This window comes from Allomuricauda sp. TY007 (genome assembly GCF_010468565.1).
Classification (GTDB): domain Bacteria; phylum Bacteroidota; class Bacteroidia; order Flavobacteriales; family Flavobacteriaceae; genus Flagellimonas.
In genome coordinates, this window is record NZ_WUEG01000019.1 from 34,120 (window position 1) to 51,713 (window position 17,594).

22 protein-coding genes are annotated in these 17,594 nt (G+C 44.1%); 14 read left to right on the forward strand and 8 right to left on the reverse strand.

What is annotated here, in order from left to right:
* Positions 1-6: 6 nt before the first annotated feature.
* The 6 genes from GO009_RS16115 (at position 7) to GO009_RS17920 (ending at position 5,704) form a co-directional block, all read left to right on the forward strand.
* A complete protein-coding gene (locus GO009_RS16115; RefSeq protein WP_127139843.1) occupies positions 7-1,236 on the forward strand; it encodes an efflux RND transporter periplasmic adaptor subunit in 1,230 nt (409 codons plus the stop codon).
* 6 nt (positions 1,237-1,242) lie between these two features.
* Positions 1,243-1,884, forward strand: a complete 642-nt coding sequence (locus tag GO009_RS16120) for a cation diffusion facilitator family transporter (RefSeq protein WP_116216549.1) — start codon at positions 1,243-1,245, stop codon at positions 1,882-1,884.
* Positions 1,877-2,299: a Fur family transcriptional regulator gene (locus GO009_RS16125; RefSeq protein WP_015361364.1), complete on the forward strand. Its 423-nt coding sequence runs from the start codon at positions 1,877-1,879 to the stop codon at positions 2,297-2,299. Before GO009_RS16120 ends, GO009_RS16125 begins: the two co-directional genes overlap by 8 nt.
* A gap of 27 nt (positions 2,300-2,326) precedes the next feature.
* Complete coding sequence (locus tag GO009_RS16130; protein ID WP_181898143.1) at positions 2,327-3,118, forward strand: cation transporter; 792 nt, start codon at positions 2,327-2,329, stop codon at positions 3,116-3,118.
* Positions 3,119-3,151: 33 nt separating this feature from the next.
* On the forward strand, positions 3,152-5,116 hold the full coding sequence (locus tag GO009_RS16135) for a heavy metal translocating P-type ATPase (protein ID WP_163627708.1): 1,965 nt from the start codon (positions 3,152-3,154) through the stop codon (positions 5,114-5,116).
* 288 nt (positions 5,117-5,404) lie between these two features.
* Positions 5,405-5,704, forward strand: a complete 300-nt coding sequence (locus GO009_RS17920) for a MerR family DNA-binding protein (RefSeq protein ID WP_127139846.1) — start codon at positions 5,405-5,407, stop codon at positions 5,702-5,704.
* A 273-nt stretch (positions 5,705-5,977) separates the two neighbouring features.
* Here the strand turns inward: GO009_RS17920 and GO009_RS16145 are convergent, their stop codons facing one another.
* From GO009_RS16145 to GO009_RS16180, 8 genes are all read right to left on the reverse strand, one after another.
* Positions 5,978-6,799, reverse strand: a complete 822-nt coding sequence (locus tag GO009_RS16145) for an NHL repeat-containing protein (protein ID WP_127139847.1) — start codon at positions 6,797-6,799, stop codon at positions 5,978-5,980.
* 327 nt (positions 6,800-7,126) lie between these two features.
* On the reverse strand, positions 7,127-7,624 hold the full coding sequence (locus GO009_RS16150) for a heavy-metal-associated domain-containing protein (protein WP_239057499.1): 498 nt from the start codon (positions 7,622-7,624) through the stop codon (positions 7,127-7,129).
* A 28-nt stretch (positions 7,625-7,652) separates the two neighbouring features.
* Positions 7,653-8,522: a hypothetical protein gene (locus tag GO009_RS16155; RefSeq protein ID WP_239057500.1), complete on the reverse strand. Its 870-nt coding sequence runs from the start codon at positions 8,520-8,522 to the stop codon at positions 7,653-7,655.
* Positions 8,523-8,535: 13 nt separating this feature from the next.
* On the reverse strand, positions 8,536-8,808 hold the full coding sequence (locus GO009_RS16160) for a thioredoxin family protein (protein ID WP_127139848.1): 273 nt from the start codon (positions 8,806-8,808) through the stop codon (positions 8,536-8,538).
* Between the two features lie 156 nt (positions 8,809-8,964).
* Positions 8,965-9,327, reverse strand: coding sequence for a metal-sensitive transcriptional regulator (locus tag GO009_RS16165; protein WP_127139849.1), 363 nt, complete (start codon positions 9,325-9,327; stop codon positions 8,965-8,967).
* Positions 9,328-9,391: 64 nt separating this feature from the next.
* Entirely contained in the window at positions 9,392-9,601 is a 210-nt protein-coding gene (locus GO009_RS17695) for a GDCCVxC domain-containing (seleno)protein (protein ID WP_163627710.1), read from the reverse strand.
* Positions 9,601-10,203: a mercuric transport protein MerTP gene (gene merTP, locus GO009_RS16175; protein WP_163627712.1), complete on the reverse strand. Its 603-nt coding sequence runs from the start codon at positions 10,201-10,203 to the stop codon at positions 9,601-9,603. The genes GO009_RS17695 and merTP overlap by 1 nt, the downstream gene beginning before the upstream one ends.
* 1 nt (position 10,204) lies before the next feature.
* A complete protein-coding gene (locus GO009_RS16180; RefSeq protein WP_163627714.1) occupies positions 10,205-10,576 on the reverse strand; it encodes a metalloregulator ArsR/SmtB family transcription factor in 372 nt (123 codons plus the stop codon).
* A gap of 501 nt (positions 10,577-11,077) precedes the next feature.
* On the opposite strand from GO009_RS16180, the gene GO009_RS16185 reads away from it, so the two are divergent.
* From GO009_RS16185 to GO009_RS16220, 8 genes are all read left to right on the forward strand, one after another.
* Complete coding sequence (locus tag GO009_RS16185; RefSeq protein ID WP_163627716.1) at positions 11,078-11,914, forward strand: DUF932 domain-containing protein; 837 nt, start codon at positions 11,078-11,080, stop codon at positions 11,912-11,914.
* A gap of 653 nt (positions 11,915-12,567) precedes the next feature.
* Entirely contained in the window at positions 12,568-12,915 is a 348-nt protein-coding gene (locus GO009_RS16190; RefSeq protein ID WP_163627718.1) for a single-stranded DNA-binding protein, read from the forward strand.
* Between the two features lie 70 nt (positions 12,916-12,985).
* A complete protein-coding gene (locus tag GO009_RS16195; protein ID WP_127139855.1) occupies positions 12,986-13,435 on the forward strand; it encodes a JAB domain-containing protein in 450 nt (149 codons plus the stop codon).
* A 141-nt stretch (positions 13,436-13,576) separates the two neighbouring features.
* Positions 13,577-13,732, forward strand: coding sequence for a hypothetical protein (locus tag GO009_RS16200; protein WP_239057501.1), 156 nt, complete (start codon positions 13,577-13,579; stop codon positions 13,730-13,732).
* Between the two features lie 366 nt (positions 13,733-14,098).
* Positions 14,099-14,278, forward strand: a complete 180-nt coding sequence (locus GO009_RS16205; protein WP_127139856.1) for a hypothetical protein — start codon at positions 14,099-14,101, stop codon at positions 14,276-14,278.
* Positions 14,279-14,750: 472 nt separating this feature from the next.
* The gene (locus tag GO009_RS16210; protein WP_127139857.1) at positions 14,751-15,335 is read left to right on the forward strand and encodes a BfmA/BtgA family mobilization protein; all 585 of its coding nucleotides are present in this window, start codon (positions 14,751-14,753) and stop codon (positions 15,333-15,335) included.
* 2 nt (positions 15,336-15,337) lie between these two features.
* Positions 15,338-16,357: a MobB family relaxase gene (gene mobB, locus GO009_RS16215; protein ID WP_163627719.1), complete on the forward strand. Its 1,020-nt coding sequence runs from the start codon at positions 15,338-15,340 to the stop codon at positions 16,355-16,357.
* Between the two features lie 12 nt (positions 16,358-16,369).
* Positions 16,370-17,594: type IV secretory system conjugative DNA transfer family protein (locus GO009_RS16220; protein WP_163627720.1), on the forward strand; the 1,225-nt coding region annotated here is incomplete at its 3' end.

Sequence of the window (17,594 nt, forward strand, 5' to 3'; positions counted from 1 at the left end):
AAAAAGATGAAAAAATTAAAATATATACCGATTACCACAATGCTTATGGCATTGACATTATTCAGCTGTGGCGAGTCAAAAACTGAAGATGGCCACGATGAAGCCACCCATTCTGAAACAGAAGAAAATCACTCTGAAGGGGAAGATGAAGAAGATAATATGGAAGGCGAAGCTAAGGAAGTAATGCTCACGGCACAGCAGTTTGAAGCCTTACAGATGGAAATTGACACGCTCTCACAACGTTATATGAGCGGTTATGTAGAAACAAATGGCACGCTGGAAGTACCACCCCAAAACGAAGCATCCATTACCGCCATAACAGGAGCAAATGTGGCATCCATAGAAGTAATAGAAGGTGATGAAGTGAAAAAAAATCAAGCGGTTGCCTATCTCTCACATCCCAGCATCATACAGATACAGAGCGATTACTTAAATGCACACAGCAACAGTCGGTTTTTAAAACAAGAATACGAACGTCAAAAAAGGCTTTATGAAGCTGGTGTGGCATCTGGTATGAATTTCCAAAAGGCAACGGCAGACTATCAGTCATCTACCGCAATGGTAAACGGGCTGGAAGCACAATTGCGACAGTACAACATCAATGTGAATGGCGTGCGCAATGGCACTATCTACCAGCGTGTTGCATTGCGCAGTCCCATTGCAGGGGTTGTAGAAAAAGTTTTTATAAAAACTGGACAATATGTGGAGCCACAGACCAACCTAATGGAAATAGTAGATACAGACCACGTACACGCAGATTTAATGGTTTTCGAAAAAGATGTTGATAGGGTAAAAAAAGGTCAACAAGTACGATTTAGCGTTCAATCAAGACCAGGAACGGAACTCGTTGCCGAAATTTATTCAGTAGGAAAAACCTTCGAGCAAGATCCTAAAGCGGTGCACGTACACGCAGAAATTGAGAACAAAGGTGGTGGTCTTATCTCAGGAATGTACATTAAAGGTAGGATTGAAGTTGATAACGATGAAACCGCTGAAACCGCATTACCAGAAAGTGCCATTATTACAGAAGGTGGTAGGGATTATGTGTTTAAAGCGCAAAGGGAAGGCAACACTTGGAGTTTTATACCAGTAGAAGTCACTACGGGCGAGAAGGATGGTGACTGGATAGCCATACGTTTTTTTGAAACCCCAGACCCAAATACTCATTTTGCCTTTAATAATGCCTATTACCTTATGGGAGAGATGAAAAAAGGGGAACTTGGTGACGATGATTAAAATGGAATGAAAGAAAAAAGAAAGAAAAACTTAAAAGTAGCAAGAACCTTACAGATTTGGAACGTCATCTACGATGTTATTGAAGTTGCGGTCTCGCTTATTGCTGGATTTACGGCAAATAGTTCGGCTCTGATAGGTTGGGGATTGGACAGCACGATTGAAGTGGTTAGTGCGGGAACATTAGGCTGGCGACTACACGGCGAGATTAAAGGTATCGATGAAGAAAAAGTAAAACGAAGACAAAAAATCACGTTAAACGTAATTGCAGTTTCCTTTACGCTCATCTGTATTTTCATTTCCTACGATTCCATTACAAAGCTTATAAATAAAGAAACCGCAAACTGGAGCACGATGGGACTGATTATATTATTGGTTTCCCTGGTTGTAAATCCTATCCTGATCTATTTCAAAAGAAAGTATGGAAAGAAATTAGACAGTCCAGCCTTGCTGGCTGATGCTAAAGACACCTTTATTTGCTTATACCAAACCGTGGTCGTACTTATAGGATTGCTATTGGTCAACTGGTTAGGCTGGTGGTGGGCAGATCCTGTGGCGGCATTACTTATCGTTCCGTACGCTGCAAAAGAAGGCTATGAAGCCTACAATAAAGCTAAAAATATCAATTATAACACCGCACAAAATGACTGAAATTGAAAAAACATTAAATGACCATAACGTGCGTCCCACCGCAATGCGCATCTTGATTTATAAGTATATGGCCGATAGGGATGCCGCCATCGCCCTGACTGATATTGAGAATGCTTTCGCAAAAGCGGATAGAACCACATTGTACCGAACCCTAAAAACGTTTGAAGAAAAAAACGTGGTGCATCACATAGATGACGGAACTGGAATCTCTAAATACGCACTTTGTGAAGAAGGCTGTAATTGTGAAATAGAACAGGATTTGCATTTACATTTTCATTGCACTAACTGTGACGAAACAGTTTGTTTAACGGAACAAAAAATCCCGCATATCAATTTGCCAGATGGATATTTGGCAGAGGATGTTAATCTCGTGGTTACGGGAATATGCGAAAAATGCAGCAGTAATTTACTTTAATAAACAAACGAACAAATTAGATTGATTTTGAAAAAAAGCACTTTTATAATAACTAAAATGGACTGCCCTTCAGAAGAGCAGATGATTCGGATGAAGTTAGAGTCTTATGCTCAAGTAAAACACTTGGATTTTGATATTCCAAACAGAAAATTGGAAGTATATCACGTGGACGACGTCAAGGCGATAAAAACGTCTATAGCCAGCTTAAAACTTGGGGATTCCTTAGAAGGAACCACAGAAGCCGAACCACCCGTAATGGAAGACCAATCCAAACAAAAAAGAATCCTATGGTGGGTCTTGGGCATCAACTTTGGCTTTTTCGTTATCGAAATGACCACCGGTTGGATTTCTTCTTCGATGGGTCTTGTGGCAGACTCATTAGATATGCTGGCAGATTCCATCGTATATGCATTAAGCCTATTTGCGGTAGGCGGTGCCATTTCAAGAAAAAAGAAGGTTGCGAAATACAGCGGATACTTTCAGATGGCATTGGCAACACTTGGGTTTGCAGAGGTCTTGAGAAGGTTTTTTAGCAATACCGAAACACCCTTGTTTCAATGGATGATTATCGTTTCAATTTTCGCATTGGCAGGTAATTTGATATCGCTCTGGCTCATCAACAAGGCAAAGAGTCAAGAGGCTCATATGCAGGCAAGTGCCATTTTTACATCCAATGATATTATTGTTAATGGTGGTGTTATAGTAGCTGGGGTGCTGGTTTATTTTCTGAATAGTAAATGGCCCGATTTAGTGATTGGCGGCATCGTTTTCACTTTTGTAATGCGCGGTGCATTGAGAATATTGAAATTATCGAAGTAGTTTTTAAAATGATATCAAACTTGATTAGAACATATGAAAAAGAAAAAAATAAACTTACGTGACTTAGAACCAAAAAAACAACAAGGCGAGCACAGTCACGACGATGGCCATAACCATAGCAGCCCTGAAGAAATTTCAAATTTTAGAACCTATCTACCGGCTATTTTCAGCTTTGTGATGTTGATAGCCGGAATCGCTATTGATTACTTTGATGCGTTTCCTTTCTTCAAAGGATGGATTCGCATAGTATGGTACACGGTAGCCTATATCCCTGTTGGTTTTCCGGTGATAAGAGAAGGCTGGAAAAGTATTAAAAATGGTGATTTCTTTACCGAATTTTTCTTGATGTCCATAGCCACTTTAGGGGCGTTCGCTATCGGCGAATATCCAGAAGGCGTAGCCGTAATGTTATTTTATGCTGTGGGCGAACTGTTCCAGAATGCGGCCGTTAACCGTGCGAAGGGAAATATAAAAGCCTTACTCGATGTAAGACCAAATGAGGCTTTGGTTTATCGTGATGGTGATTTTGTTTCAGTAAATCCCGAGACTGTTGAAATCGGTGAAAAGATACAGGTACGTGTAGGCGAAAAAGTTCCTCTTGATGGTATTCTGCTTTCTGAAAAGGGTTCTTTTAATACTGCTGCCTTGACAGGCGAAAGCAAACCTGATACAATTGCTAAAGGCGATACCGTTTTTGCTGGAAGCATCAACCTTGATGGTGTAATCGAAATCGAGACGACCAAGGAATTCAAGGATAGTTCCATTGCACGAATTCTGGATATGGTACAGAATGCAACTGCCAGAAAATCAAAGACCGAACTGTTCATCAGAAAATTTGCTCGGATTTATACGCCAATCGTTGTATTCCTTGCCATCGGACTGACGTTTCTACCTTACTTTTTTGTAGATGATTATGTTTTTAGGGATTGGCTCTATCGAGCATTAATATTCCTTGTGATATCCTGTCCTTGTGCTTTAGTCATCTCTATACCGCTGGGCTATTTTGGCGGATTGGGTGCGGCATCCCGCAACGGTATTCTTTTCAAGGGTGCTTCCTTTCTCGATGCAATGACCCAAGTGAACACGGTCGTAATGGACAAAACAGGAACTGTTACTAAAGGGGTTTTTAAAATCAAGGAAATCAATTCCATCACATTTGAGGAAACCGAGTTTATGAAGTATTTGATGGCGATGGAAGAGCAATCCACTCATCCTATCGCCAAGGCGATTCTCGAATATAAAGCTGACGGCTCGGATTATGAAGCGACTAATGTTTCAGAGGTTGCCGGAAAGGGATTGAAAGGAACTGTCAACGGGAAAACGGTGTTGGTAGGTAACAAGGCTTTGATGACCTCAAACCGCATAGAAGTCCCCTCGGAAACAGATGGTATTGTAGAATCAATCGTTATGGTGTCTATTGCTGGGGAATTTGCAGGTTATGTAACCATTGCAGATGAACTCAAGGATGATGCGCACCAAGCCATTAAACAAATTCGGGATTCAGGAATTTCCAAAATTATAATGCTATCCGGCGATAAGGATTCTATAACTCAACAAGTTGCAAAAGAGTTAAATATCGATTGGGCGAAAGGTGGGTTGTTACCCGAAGATAAACTGAATGAAGTTGAAGAACTTAAAAAGCAACCTGAAACGAAAGTCGCATTTATTGGCGATGGCATTAACGACGCACCCGTTTTGGCGGCAAGTGGTGTAGGTATTGCGATGGGTGGTTTGGGTAGCGACGTTGCTATAGAAACAGCCGATGTTATCATACAGACCGACCAACCCAGTAAGATTGCAAGAGCGATTAAAATTGGTCGATCAACGCGAAGAATTGTCTGGCAGAATATTGGGTTGGCATTTGGTGTAAAGGTTATTGTCCTCATTCTCGGTGCAGGTGGATTGGCCACGATGTGGGAAGCCGTATTTGCTGATGTAGGTGTTGCGTTGCTTGCTATCCTCAATGCCGTCAGATTGCAGAAAATGAAGTGGCAATAGGTCTTTTAATAAAGGGACTTATAGAAATACAGCCCCATAAATTAAACATTTTATGAAACGCAACGAATCCAGAAAAGAGATACTTAAAAAGACCAAATAAACAGAATGTTTGCGAACACCTACAATTTTAAGTGGTTGGATTTTGTATGCGATGTTTGTGCTCATTATTTTTTAAGTTTTCTTTACAAATATAGACCGTGGAGTATAGTCAACGGTCAAGCGAAATGTAGACTTTATTTTTAAGGTATATGCAAATGGGCCAGTTGTCCAAGAAAACAAGGTTTTCCGGTGATACCATATGCTTTTATAAAAGAAGGGTTTGATGCCGATGTCTCAAAGGAAGATGAATGCAACAGTTATAGGAATTACTCCGATGGAACTTTGGAAAAACTTCTTGTCAATGATGAAATGAAAGGCTTTGGGGTTACCTTAAATGAGATTTCAGATTTTTTGGGGCTATTGGAATTCAATACAGCTGCGTGTGAGAATGTATCACAAAAAATGCTTGAAAAGGTAAGGTTGATCGATAAGAAAATAAAAGAGTTGAAAGAAATGAAGAGCCTGATTATTGGAAGCTTGGATTCCTGAGCGTCCCAAGAAAGCAAATCGGAAAATTGCCCCTTGATTTCAGTAAATTTTTAGTTGAACGCTCAATTTTTCAGAGTAGCACATAACTTCTAACGGAACTCCATTCGGTATATATCCTCTATTTGGTGGTGCAAGATTTGATAATCCTTTAGCCTATCAAACCGATTAAAGGTGCCCTGCAATAATATTTTTTAGAAAGAATAGACCAAATGTTTTCATAAAAAGATGCTATTGTTACGTAAAGTATTTTTTTAAGGAACCAGTGATACATTACTATCTTAAAGACCAGATTAAAATTGAGTTTTCCTTAAAATTTGTGATGTAAAGTTTGTTCCTGTCGAACAGAACATCAGTTGGATATACGATGTTTTCTGTCAATATCTGAAGCAGTTGGCCCTGATGGTCAAAAATTAATACACGACTATTTTCTTGGTCGGTGATGGCCAATTCATTGACGTTTAAAGCAATTCCTGAAGCCACGTTTATTTTCTCATTTTGTCCGATGGTGGCAATATGGTTGCCTTCAAAATCAAAAATCTGGATCCTGTGGTTATAGGCATCAGCCACGTAAACCTTGCCGTTTTTCATCTTTACATCTATAGGATAGTATAGTTTCCCATCCTTATGTCCCTGTTTACCGATGGTAAAACTTTTATTAGGGGTCTCCACAATAATACGATGGTTATAAAAATCAGCGACCAAAATGGTGTCCCCATATACGGAAACACCTGCCGGTGCCTGTGGAGTCTTATTTATTTTCATGGGGCTTAACCTGCTATTTTTATATTTCCAAATGGAATCGGTCAAAAACTCTGGAATATAAAGTGTACCCTTTTCAAAATGGATGTTCATCGGTCGTTGGATGCCCGTGATGGAATCCAATACTTTTCCGTTCAGGTCTATTTTATACAGCCGGAAATAATCGGGGTCCGTAAACCAGATGACATCCCTATCCTTTGCCAACGCCAAGGGACGGGATTCTTCGGGAAGCGTAATCTTTCGTTCAAGCTGCCACTGTTTTTTGTGCCTCTCACAACCGGATATGAAAAGAACCAAGAAAACAATTGAGAGGACACTAACTAGTTTAGAATTCATATAAGTAGTTTAAGACGATAAAAATCAGGACCAGCGAGGTAACCGTCCATAAAGACCATGAATTGATACTGCATTTGCCAACGGTATTTTCGCACGGTTTCCCTTTGTTGCACTTTCTTGAACCTTTGAAATTTTTGTAGTGGGCGATCCCAAGAACAACTACCGAAAAGGTGCTCAGATAGGATTGTGCGGGATGCAGCCATTCAAAGTTTCCGGCCAAAACTCCCAATCCTGCCCCGAACGATAAAAATGCGGGCACAAGACAGCACATCAGGGGTAGAAAAGAGGTAAGCAAGCTTGTGCTCAACATCAATTTTAAAGTGGTCCTCATTGAATCCGTTCCATTTTTGATATCGTAAGTATCCATTGGCTTGGAAGATTGTCATCTTCCACATCGTCCACCGTGCCACTCACCGTGACGTTGCCCTCCGTCATTTTTTCAAGATATTCTGTAGAAGTGGCCTGCGACACCAAAAATTGTTCCCGGGGGGTGGCTACCAACCATTGGCCATTTTCTTTACTTAGTTTGCCCGAAACGGTCACCGCTGCTTTTTTAGCGGAAAACCCGTTCTTTTTCACTTCCTCTTGAATGGCCCCCAAAGTGAGTTCGTTCTCAGCGGCCAGGTCAAGATAGGCCCTTCCATCATTGAGACTGACACGGACCTTCTGAAGACCGTCCATCTTTTTCAGTCCCCGTTCCAGGCCATAGGCACAAGGGGCACAATCCATCCCGTACACTTCCTGGTCCACATAGGTTATCTGGGCGTTTAGAGTGCCCACAACCAACAAGACCATTATTATCACCAATACACTATTTTTCATCATACTCAACTTTTTAAAAATTTATCGCTATCTATAACCAATAGCTCAGATTTATCGCTACTCGGTATTTTTCCCTTACAGCTCCTGGAGTCAGGTTCTGTACCGCCGGGAACATAGCGCCAAAGGATATGCCCCATGCACCGTACAGTCCCAAAAAAGATGGGCCGACCAGAACCTTCGTGCTTCTCGTGCCAGAATCGTTCAGGTTTCCCTCATAGATGGCCTCACCGGGAAACTCGGCCAACGATTCAATGAAAATGCGCCAATCGGGTTTTGGATAATCACCCATAAAAATATTGGGGCGATACCCCACAACGGCAGAGGCATAGGGCAAATCCCCCAATTGTTCGCCGTTTTTCCCGAAATAATAGTGGTATCCTCCCCCGAGCCATCCATACCAGGTCCGTGAAGCATAGCCAGTTGAAATGGCGGCGTGTACGGATTGGCCGACGTTGACCTGTCCGCGTACATCATCGGTAGGTGTGGAAACACCAAAAACAGCGGTTGACTCAAAGCGCTTGCCCACACCAAAGGCATTGGAAAAAAAACGGTACCAAAGAGAAGCCTCGATATCTCCGTTTGCGGGCATATTGCTGTTGCCCCGGGTCCTCGGTGCGTTATCCAAACGCCCGATCATTGTCGGTGTGGTCAAATTGACCTGCAAATCTTCGGTAATTCCATAGGAAAATAGATAACGCAACATATACAAGGTTTCATCTTCCGTGCTTAGGGTCATACCAGCCACATTCAGATCCACTCCGCCCTTGGCAAGGGTCGGGGTCTGTAGACCATACAAGGGGCCGTGGCCTTGAGCCACCGCTACCCCCGTGAAAGCCAATTGGAATATCAATACCAGATAGTTGATTCTTGCCGGTAACTTCGTGATTTTTTTGACAATCATTTTTAGCTGGTTTTTATGAGATCTGTCCAATGCCCGCCTCCGTCAACCTTTCTTTGGTAATGGACGAGTCCTTACAACAATCCAACAATTTTCCGTTGACCGCAACCGCCGGTATTTTATGTACTCCGTATTCATTCATCTTAGCGAGACAGGTCTTATCGCTGAATTGCTCAACCAAATCGTATGTGGTTACTTCACATTCATCACAAGCCAGTTCCCGAACCATTTCGACGACAGGGTCACAGATCGGACAATTGGCGGTAAAAACTTCTACTTGACGTTTCATCTTTCTGTTTTTGAATTGTTTATTTCTTCTTTCCATTGTCATCGGATCCAAACAACGAATCAAATGTAGGAAGGAGGGTAGGGTGGTCTCCAAACAATATTAAAAAAAAATGTCCCTTTTTTTTGGGCCATTGATCGTATTGCTTTTTGGTAAAGTTTATTTGTCCCTATAGTCTTCCAGTTTGGCCTTAAGGGAGGCTATTTCCTTCATTTTGTCCGTAAGACTGTCCAATTCCAGATTAGGGAACTGCTTCCTGATAAATTCAATACGGTCTTCATTGCCACAATTCCCAGGGCAGGCTTCCACGGTTTCTGAAATCTTGATGGCAAGTGCCTTTCGATAGGTTTCGTCAAGCAACAGGAAGTAGGCCTTCTCCAGTCCCTTCTGGGCTGCCTTGAACTGTATCAGTATCTTCTCCGGGTCCGTATCCTCATCCAGCATTTTAACGAGACCGCTTATTTGCCCATTGATACTTTGCAACCTCGTTTTTATGTCCTTGCTTAAATCTCGTGGTATCATTGATTTTGAATTTTGTGACAAAGTAATGAGGCTCCCAGGGTGGTCCCCAAATAATTTTTCAAATTTACTCGCAACATAGAGAGCTTTCCTGAACGGATGGACAGGCAACGGTGCCATAGGAGCAGAATACACAACAATCGCCCTCTTTTGGACGTAATACTTCTTTGCAATTTTCACAATCGTAAAAGAATTGGCAAGCTGTCGTTGGCATTTCTTCCTCTTTCCTATGTCCACAGTTTGGACACTTGATCGTTGATTCTAAAATAGCTTCCATTATTCTATGATTTTATATCCCGTTTTTCCAATAGCAGATACTATTTCATTAGCACTTACCTTACTTCTGTCAAACTTTACAAAAGCTTTGGAAGTCTCATAATTTGCATCTACCCCTAAAACACCCTCTAGTTTATTTACCTCGTTTTCAATATGGGCCTCGCAACCTGCACATGTCATTCCCTCTATGGAATAAGTCAATTCACTTACGTTACTTTCAGATACATAGACTATTTGCCTCTCGGCATTTGAGTTAGGATAAAATATTTTAGAATAGTAGGGAAATGCCAACATTGTACCTGCAAAAATGGTAATCAAAAACAGGAAAGTCTTGGATTGTATGAACTTAGGTCTATCATCTTCACAGGCGCAATCAATATCCTGTGGACGTGGTTTTAATTTTTGATACCACGCAAATCCAAGAATCAAAACGGTCACACCCATTAAAATAGGTCTGTACGGCTCTATCCAAGAAAATGTGGAAGCAATTCCAGTAGTGCCGGAAAGCAGAGCCAAGACAGGGGTGATACAGCACAGTGAGGCCACGAAAGCTGAAAATAATCCAGTAAATGCCATTCGGTTGGATGTCATTGTTTTTTTCATGTTATGCAATTTTCCTTTCAGAGACCACATTGCTCAAAATAGCAGCCAAGAACGCTTGGTTTTCCTTTGAAATACGATATAATATCGTTTGTCCTGCTCTACGGGCAGAAATGACATTTGCATCCTTCATCTTACGTAAATGTTGGGAAATAGCCGGTACGCTCATTGCTAAAATATCGGCAAAATCACAGGGGCACAGTTCTGTTTCCCGTTGCAACAAATACAATATTTTAAAACGAACTTCATTGCCGGCCAGTGCCATAACTTTGCTTATTGCCTCGATAGAAGTTGTAACGCCGCTCAAATCTTCCTTGCATCTCAATATTTGAACATGATCGGCCTCTGCCCGGATACAACTATTTTGAATATCCATATGAACGATTTTCAACTAAATTACAATTGTATAATAATTTAAGCAAATACTTAAATATGTAATTTCTATCCACGACCGTTTTTCTTAAGGATGGAATCCAAACGAATGATCTTCTATTGGAGTTTTTGTTCTTTTCCTTAGTATTCTGGTTGGATAAGCTTTTTTGGATTATCAATGATCCTTGATTTTAAAGCCTAAGATATATATGCTCAACCCACCACTTGATTCACTTTGCTGGGATAAATCGAAAACATCGGAACAAACTTTTATACTCGGGTCTTTACCCAAGTGGTTCAGATCATATGGTTTTCCACTTTGAATGACACCATGGCCCAACACCCCGACCAATCCTTTGCACCAAGGTAAACGTCGCATCCTGTCACCGGACAAGGGACGGCATAAAGCCGCCAATCGCTTTTTATTCCGTTTCCTTGCCGCTCCACAGCCTGCCTCCCGTTTGGATTTCCATGCAAATATTGTTTAACCTTAAATCCAATGATTATGTATTTAGACAGATTGCAACAGGACGAGGTCTTCGTACCGACCCAGGTAAGACCGTTAAATGAACTGACCCCAATGCCCTCCCGTAAAGGGCTGGAACGCGCCATTGTCAGCAATGGCAAGATTGTCAATATTGTGTCCAAGAGCTATGGGCACATCGCCAACGAGCTTTTCTTCAAAAAAGCGGAACAGATGCTCATCGATGCGGGTCTTGACTACCACCGCCAGACCATCAACCGCTCGGACCGTACCTTCTGCATGGACTTTATCCTTTCCGACAGCTCCCAGTTCTCGGTGGGCAATGGAGAGGATACCATTCTGCCCATGCTGCGGTTTACCAACTCCTACGATGGGAGCGAGCGCACCTCGGGACATTTTGGGTTCTACCGCCAAGTATGCTCCAATGGCCTGCACGTGGCACAGGCAGAGATTGCCTTTTCCATCAAGCACAGCACCAACGGCGCCCACTTGATCATGCCCGAGATGGAGGGGCTGTTCAAAAAGTTCATGGACAACGAGTTCTATACCATCTCCGACAGGTTCAGCCAAATGATGGCCGTCGAACTGGTGGACACCAAGACCTTCGTAAGGGAAGTGCTGGAACGTACCAAACTGTTCCGTTATGAGTGCAGCGACAAGAACGCAAACCCGTCCAAAAAGGCCCGTGAGGTCATCGACATATTGGACAATGAGGCCGTATTGTTGGGCACTGCCCCAAACCTCTGGTTGGGCTACAATGCCTTCAATGCCGTATTGCACGGTACCCTGAAACGAAGCTTTTCACGTCAGGAGCGTCTGGACAAACAATTGTTCCAGACCGTTCTTGAAATGGCCTAAGTGTTCCGGTCTGGCATCAAGAGGGCACAACCCCTGAAGGAATCGCCATTGCCAAAACATCGACTCCCGGTACCTGAAGTATCGGGAGTTTTTTTGGTCATCAAAGCCATTTAAATACTATCGGGAATCGGTCAAACAAGGAAGCCCAACGTCCAGTGCTTTTTCACGTCATCCCCGGCAAACCCTTCTTGGGGATTTGCTCGTGGATTCCTAAAGCCCTGTCGTTGGTCTGGTGATTTTAAGGGGTTCATAATAAAAGAAGCCTTTGGTTGTTTTTCGGGGCATCGAAAAACAGGGCAGTGCCCAAGGACTTCCAATCAGGACGCCATCCCCTTAGCTCGCTTAACTTTCCGTACGCTTGCACGGGCTTGGGTCGGAAGGAATTCCTAGGGCCCTTATGGAACCCGTCAAGGCCAAGCGGGTTTTGCTCACAAATAGGGTTTCCACTTCCTAGTTTTTAGCCCTTCGGTAAAAACCACGTCGCAGAGCCTCCCGATTTCCTCCCAAAAGCCTTGACTGAACCCCCTTCTTTTATTGTGCTGCGCACCCAAGAAGCAAACAAACACCCCTTAAAATCCGCACACAATTGCATGGAGATACGGGGAAATCAGTAACCCGTCTGCCAAGAGGGCAGGCATTTAAAACCTTTTATTATGAGCAGTTTAAGAAACAAAGTACAGTTGATCGGTAACGTGGGGCAAGACCCAGTGATCACCAACTTGGAAAATGACAAAAAAGTTGCCCGTTTGTCCTTGGCGACCAATGAGCATTACAGGAACAAAAAGGGCGAAAAGGTCACCAATACCGAATGGCACAACGTGACCGCCTGGGGCAAGACCGCCGACATCATCGAAAAGTTTGTAATCAAGGGAAAGGAACTTGCCATTGAGGGAAAACTGACCTCCCGATCCTATGAGGACAAAGAGGGCAACAAGCGCTATGTGACCGAAGTGGTAGCGAGTGAGATTTTACTGTTGGGTGGAACCACCAGCGAGGAATAGAGGTTACGGGTGCCCTGTCTTTCTTTGGATTGGGCGCCCCATTCCTTTTTTAACCTGTAACAAGAAAAAGATGGAACTCAAAGTCAACGAAATACAGATCAGTTATCGGGAAAAGCTCTCTACCCTCAAATCCCTGTCGGTGACCAACTCCAAGGAGGTGGCGGAACTGTTGTTCCAAAATTGGGACAATCAGACCATAGGCCTGTACGAAACTTTTAAGATCGTATTGCTGAACCAGTCCAACAAGGTCAAGGGCATTTATCCGCTCTCCCATGGGGGCATCACGGGAACCTTGGTGGATGTGCGCATCCTGTTTGCCCTAGTACTGAAAACCCTTTCCGTGGGGGTCATCCTGGCACACAACCATCCCTCTGGGCAGCTCAAGGCAAGTTACCAGGACAAACAATTGACCCAAAAAATCAAAGAGGCCGCACAGCTTTTTGATGTCAAGGTATTGGACCATATCATTCTGGCACCCGATGGACGGTATTACAGTTTCGCAGATAACGGAATCCTATAAATGTTGTAGAAATGGACGAAAAGACAACAACATCCGAGCCTGAAAATGCAGAAGCATATCAACATGACCCAAGGGACTATCCCGATGGGTTCGATCCGAGCCTTTATGATTTGTAAACAATGAATTTTTAAACATTGAAACATGGTCTATTTGAATTTTACAAACCTCGATAGCGAAACCCAGGAACGTTTGCTTTCCAGTTCCAAGGAAGATGTGGAATATCGTTCCGGGACCGAATTGCGCCAATTTGCAGAAATCCATGATAAGGACTATGAAGCCCTCTTGGGCCTGCCCTGAGCGGAGTCGAAGGGAAGCGATGCGAAATCTATACAATTATGATTTTGTATTTAATATGTGAACCCTAAACACACTATCCAAGCCCATCCATTATGATGGGCTTTTTTTATGGGTTCATGGTTTGTTTTTAGGTGGGTCGAACACCCAAAAACCAATTAGGGAAATTCTTGTTTGTAAAGTACTGGGCAACCTCAAAGAATACCTATCCCTTATTTGACCGCAAGTTCGCCCTTCAAAAATGTTCCCATCAAAAGACTACGGCATAAACCGTTCGTACCTCACTATTTATTCCGTTTCCTTTTGAGCCGAAATTTTTGGGAAGTGCGGGGATGCCATCAAATAATTGATAACTTAAAATCATGTATTATGAAAGCAATTGTAAAAAAGTCGTTGGAGATCCCGGCAAAGAAACACCCAAAGAAAAGCGTTGTCAAAAAGACAGCTGATGCCACGGTGGACAAAACCTACTCCCTGGTGGTCAATCTCTGGATATTCCGGTATGAATATTACAGGGAACAGACCGACACCGTCCCATCGGAGGACTGACTGGAACAAGGCCCTTGAAAAAGGGTCTTTTTTTTTGGCGTTCCGGGGGAACACCTGACGTTGTGGAAACCCAGAAATGCCCGTTCCATATATTCCGTGGGCAAATGATGCCATTTGCCCACAGAACGCATTTTTGTACCCCGGGGAATGTGGGTATATTTAAGATGCTGCACCGCAGCACAGTTTGCACGGCATCCCAACCTGATTTGACTTTCCCAAAGTCCGTGCTCCATAAGGTATAATATGATAAGGGACGGCGGTCTTTTCAAGACGGCTTGTGCGATGCTTTTTTGGGCCGCTGCACAAAAAGGAGGAGCAAGAGGGTAGCACGCTCGCGCGTCCTTCCGATCATAGTTGCTGCGCAAGGCCCCTGTTTATGGGGGTTTGTGATATTTTAAAAAATAGGGTCCTTGGCGTTTTTAGCGTAAAAATCCGCTGGGGCCAATAAAACCAAGGAATTTTTAAGCTAAAAATGGATAGAGGATACGAAAAGGAAGCGTTTCGGACCGTGTGCATCAAAATATCGGTGCTCGCCAAATTCAAGGGCTTTTCCAAGCGGCAAGGGAAATCCCATTCCATGACGCTATTGGCCATGGTGGAGTTTTTTGAGCACAACGGGATCTCCCCGGACGAACGGATGCACGAGACGATCGCCAGCCTCAAATACCTGATCAAACGCCGCTTCAATGCCATGGTCGCCATTATGCGCAGCATTGAAAAGGAACAGACCCTGCCCACCGTTAGCATGATCCAGGCCCTCTTTGAACAGGAGCTGGCATCCGATGATGAGGAATGGGACAGCGATTTTGATTTTATCGAACAGCAATTGACCGAGGCCAAGCCATCCAAGGAGATGGAATCTTTTGATGTGGAGGTCACCGTGCCCAAGATCCGTTATGACCGTTTGGAAGAACAAATGGAGGAGCTCAAGGAGGATTTTACCTATGTGCTGGACCATGTGAGCGTATACCACAACCGCTTTGGGAAGGACCACCTCAAATTGGACCTCAATCCCGAGGCCATTGAAAAATACCGTACAAAACTTAAAAAGAAGTAATTATGTACATCGCCATCACACGCCAACAACTGGGGGACAATTTTAAGGGGAGTGCCCGGGATTTTGTCAACTATCTGGAAAAGGAGAACGAAGGGAGGGAACCGGAACTACAGGAAGGGTATTTCAATCAGGAAGAGAACAACATCGATGCGGAGCGGGTCATTGCCGAGATCGACGCCAATACGGCCAAGCTCAAGAAACGGGAGCCCAAGTTCTATTCCCTGGTGGTGAGCCCTTCCCAAAGGGAACTCCAGCATATCGGAAACGACCCCGAGAAACTGAGGCAATATACCCGGCAGGTTATGAATACCTATGCGGCCTCCTTTTATCGGGACCGTGAAGTGACCGTCAAGGACATCCTCTATTTTGCCAAACTGGAACGGGAACGCACCTATTCCGAAAAGGATCGCGAGGTCAAGGAAAACCAGGCCCATGCCAGCAAGATATTGGAACTGCAACACCGGGTCAGGGCCATTAAGGAAGGGCGGGAGCAAGGGGAAATTGCCAAGCTCCGGGAAAAGATAAATGTACTGGAAGGAGAGGCCCCACACCAATTGAACGGGAAGCGCATCGTACCCGGTATGGCCAAGGAAGGCTACCAGAGCCATATCCATATCATCGTGAGCCGAATGGATAGGACCAATACCCATAGCCTTTCCCCGGGGTCCAAGTTCCGAACTTCCGAGACCACGCTCCATGGGCAGACCGTCAAACAGGGCTTTGATCGGGACAAGTTCTATCGGGCAGCGGAAAAGACCTTTGACCAACAATTCAATTACCGAAGGAACTTTGTGGAGACCTACCATGCCCGTAACCTCTTGGACAAGGATCCGAAACGCTTTTTTTCGGCCCTCTTGGGCTTGCCAACGAATGAACGTCAAGCGGCCAAGCAATTGTTGTTCAAGGCGGGCATCAAGGTGCCGACCATACCGGTCAACAAGGCGCAATTGGCCTATAAGGCGATGATGCAGCTCAAAAAAGGAATCGGAAAGGCCTTGGAATCGGGGTCTATCGGAATTTAAAACAGTATTGCTATGGAAAATATAGGTTGGATGGAATTTATGGTCGGTTTGCTCGTTGGGGGAGGGATCTCCTTTGTGGTCAATCGATACCTCAAGTATGGCTTTCTGTATTATCTCGGTATCCTGCTTATGGTGGCAATCGCCATTGGAGAGATATTTGGCTGGCACCTCCTTTTGAAACAGTCCTTGGGCCTATGGCTTCCCTTGTTTTTTGTACATACCGTCATCTATGGGCTGGTGGATTACCATAAGGATAAGGGGAAGCCGTCCAAGGTGTTCGAGGTCAAATTGAAGGTAAGAGGAAGGCCCTTGGTGCTGGGCAACATCCGTCGTGGCGTATCCGTGATGGCCTCAGCAGGGAGCGGGAAGACCGAAAGTGTCATCTATGGCTTCTTGGAGCATTTTAAAAGAGAGGGTTTCTCTGGGGTCCTCCACGATTACAAGGATTTTGAGATCACGGAAATGGCCTGTCCCCTTTGGAAAGATCAAAAGGTGCCCTTCCATATCGTGTCCTTTGGGCCGATCTACCATCGGGTGAATCCCATCGCACCCCGTTACCTGCCCGATGAGGAGAGTGTCCATGAGGTGTCGCGGGTCTTGCTGGAAAACCTGATGGAACATCGGGACTCCGATGAGAACAGTACCTCCCGTTTTTTTAAGGATGCAGCTGAGGGTTTGATCAGTGGACTGATATGGCGGCTTAAGACCGAATACCCCGACTTCTGTACGCTGCCCCATGTGATGGCCCTGTACCAACAGTTGGGGACCAAAAGCTTGATCAAGTTTCTGAGGGAGAATCTTACCTCACGGGCCATGGCCGATGCCTTTATCAGTGGTGTAGGGTCGGAGCGGCAGACCGCTGGGGTGATGAGTACCTTGGCCAATGCCATCAAAAAGATCAGTACACGCAAGATTTTTATGGTATTGTCCGCTGATGAGATTCCACTGGACATCAATAATGAAAAACATCCTTCGGTCATTGCTTTAGTGAACAATCCACAAAAAGATGCCTCCCTTTCTCCGGTGATCGCCACCATTATGCATACCATTTCCAAACAGATGTCAAGAAGAAACCGCAAACCTTCCTTTATGCTGTTGGAAGAGGCCTCTACCTTACGGTTGTTGAACATGCACCGGATTCCGGCCACACTTCGGAGCTATGATATTGTGAGCGTTTATGTGTTGCAGGATAAGGTGCAAAATGATATGATGTACGGGGAGAAGGCCAGCAAGGCTA

What these genes read in the sequence shown, in the direction of transcription:
- GO009_RS16115 (WP_127139843.1), top strand. Translation starts at nt 7, where the DNA reads ATGAAAAAATTAAAATATATACCGATTACCACAATGCTTATGGCATTG.
- GO009_RS16120 (WP_116216549.1), top strand. Translation starts at nt 1,243, where the DNA reads ATGAAAGAAAAAAGAAAGAAAAACTTAAAAGTAGCAAGAACCTTACAG.
- GO009_RS16125 (WP_015361364.1), top strand. Translation starts at nt 1,877, where the DNA reads ATGACTGAAATTGAAAAAACATTAAATGACCATAACGTGCGTCCCACC.
- GO009_RS16135 (WP_163627708.1), top strand. Translation starts at nt 3,152, where the DNA reads ATGAAAAAGAAAAAAATAAACTTACGTGACTTAGAACCAAAAAAACAA.
- GO009_RS16145 (WP_127139847.1), bottom strand. Translation starts at nt 6,799, where the DNA reads ATGAATTCTAAACTAGTTAGTGTCCTCTCAATTGTTTTCTTGGTTCTT.
- GO009_RS16150 (WP_239057499.1), bottom strand. Translation starts at nt 7,624, where the DNA reads ATGATGAAAAATAGTGTATTGGTGATAATAATGGTCTTGTTGGTTGTG.
- GO009_RS16155 (WP_239057500.1), bottom strand. Translation starts at nt 8,522, where the DNA reads ATGATTGTCAAAAAAATCACGAAGTTACCGGCAAGAATCAACTATCTG.
- GO009_RS16160 (WP_127139848.1), bottom strand. Translation starts at nt 8,808, where the DNA reads ATGAAACGTCAAGTAGAAGTTTTTACCGCCAATTGTCCGATCTGTGAC.
- GO009_RS16165 (WP_127139849.1), bottom strand. Translation starts at nt 9,327, where the DNA reads ATGATACCACGAGATTTAAGCAAGGACATAAAAACGAGGTTGCAAAGT.
- GO009_RS17695 (WP_163627710.1), bottom strand. Translation starts at nt 9,601, where the DNA reads ATGGAAGCTATTTTAGAATCAACGATCAAGTGTCCAAACTGTGGACAT.
- merTP (WP_163627712.1), bottom strand. Translation starts at nt 10,203, where the DNA reads ATGAAAAAAACAATGACATCCAACCGAATGGCATTTACTGGATTATTT.
- GO009_RS16180 (WP_163627714.1), bottom strand. Translation starts at nt 10,576, where the DNA reads ATGGATATTCAAAATAGTTGTATCCGGGCAGAGGCCGATCATGTTCAA.
- GO009_RS16185 (WP_163627716.1), top strand. Translation starts at nt 11,078, where the DNA reads ATGTATTTAGACAGATTGCAACAGGACGAGGTCTTCGTACCGACCCAG.
- GO009_RS16190 (WP_163627718.1), top strand. Translation starts at nt 12,568, where the DNA reads ATGAGCAGTTTAAGAAACAAAGTACAGTTGATCGGTAACGTGGGGCAA.
- GO009_RS16195 (WP_127139855.1), top strand. Translation starts at nt 12,986, where the DNA reads ATGGAACTCAAAGTCAACGAAATACAGATCAGTTATCGGGAAAAGCTC.
- GO009_RS16200 (WP_239057501.1), top strand. Translation starts at nt 13,577, where the DNA reads ATGGTCTATTTGAATTTTACAAACCTCGATAGCGAAACCCAGGAACGT.
- GO009_RS16205 (WP_127139856.1), top strand. Translation starts at nt 14,099, where the DNA reads ATGAAAGCAATTGTAAAAAAGTCGTTGGAGATCCCGGCAAAGAAACAC.
- GO009_RS16210 (WP_127139857.1), top strand. Translation starts at nt 14,751, where the DNA reads ATGGATAGAGGATACGAAAAGGAAGCGTTTCGGACCGTGTGCATCAAA.
- mobB (WP_163627719.1), top strand. Translation starts at nt 15,338, where the DNA reads ATGTACATCGCCATCACACGCCAACAACTGGGGGACAATTTTAAGGGG.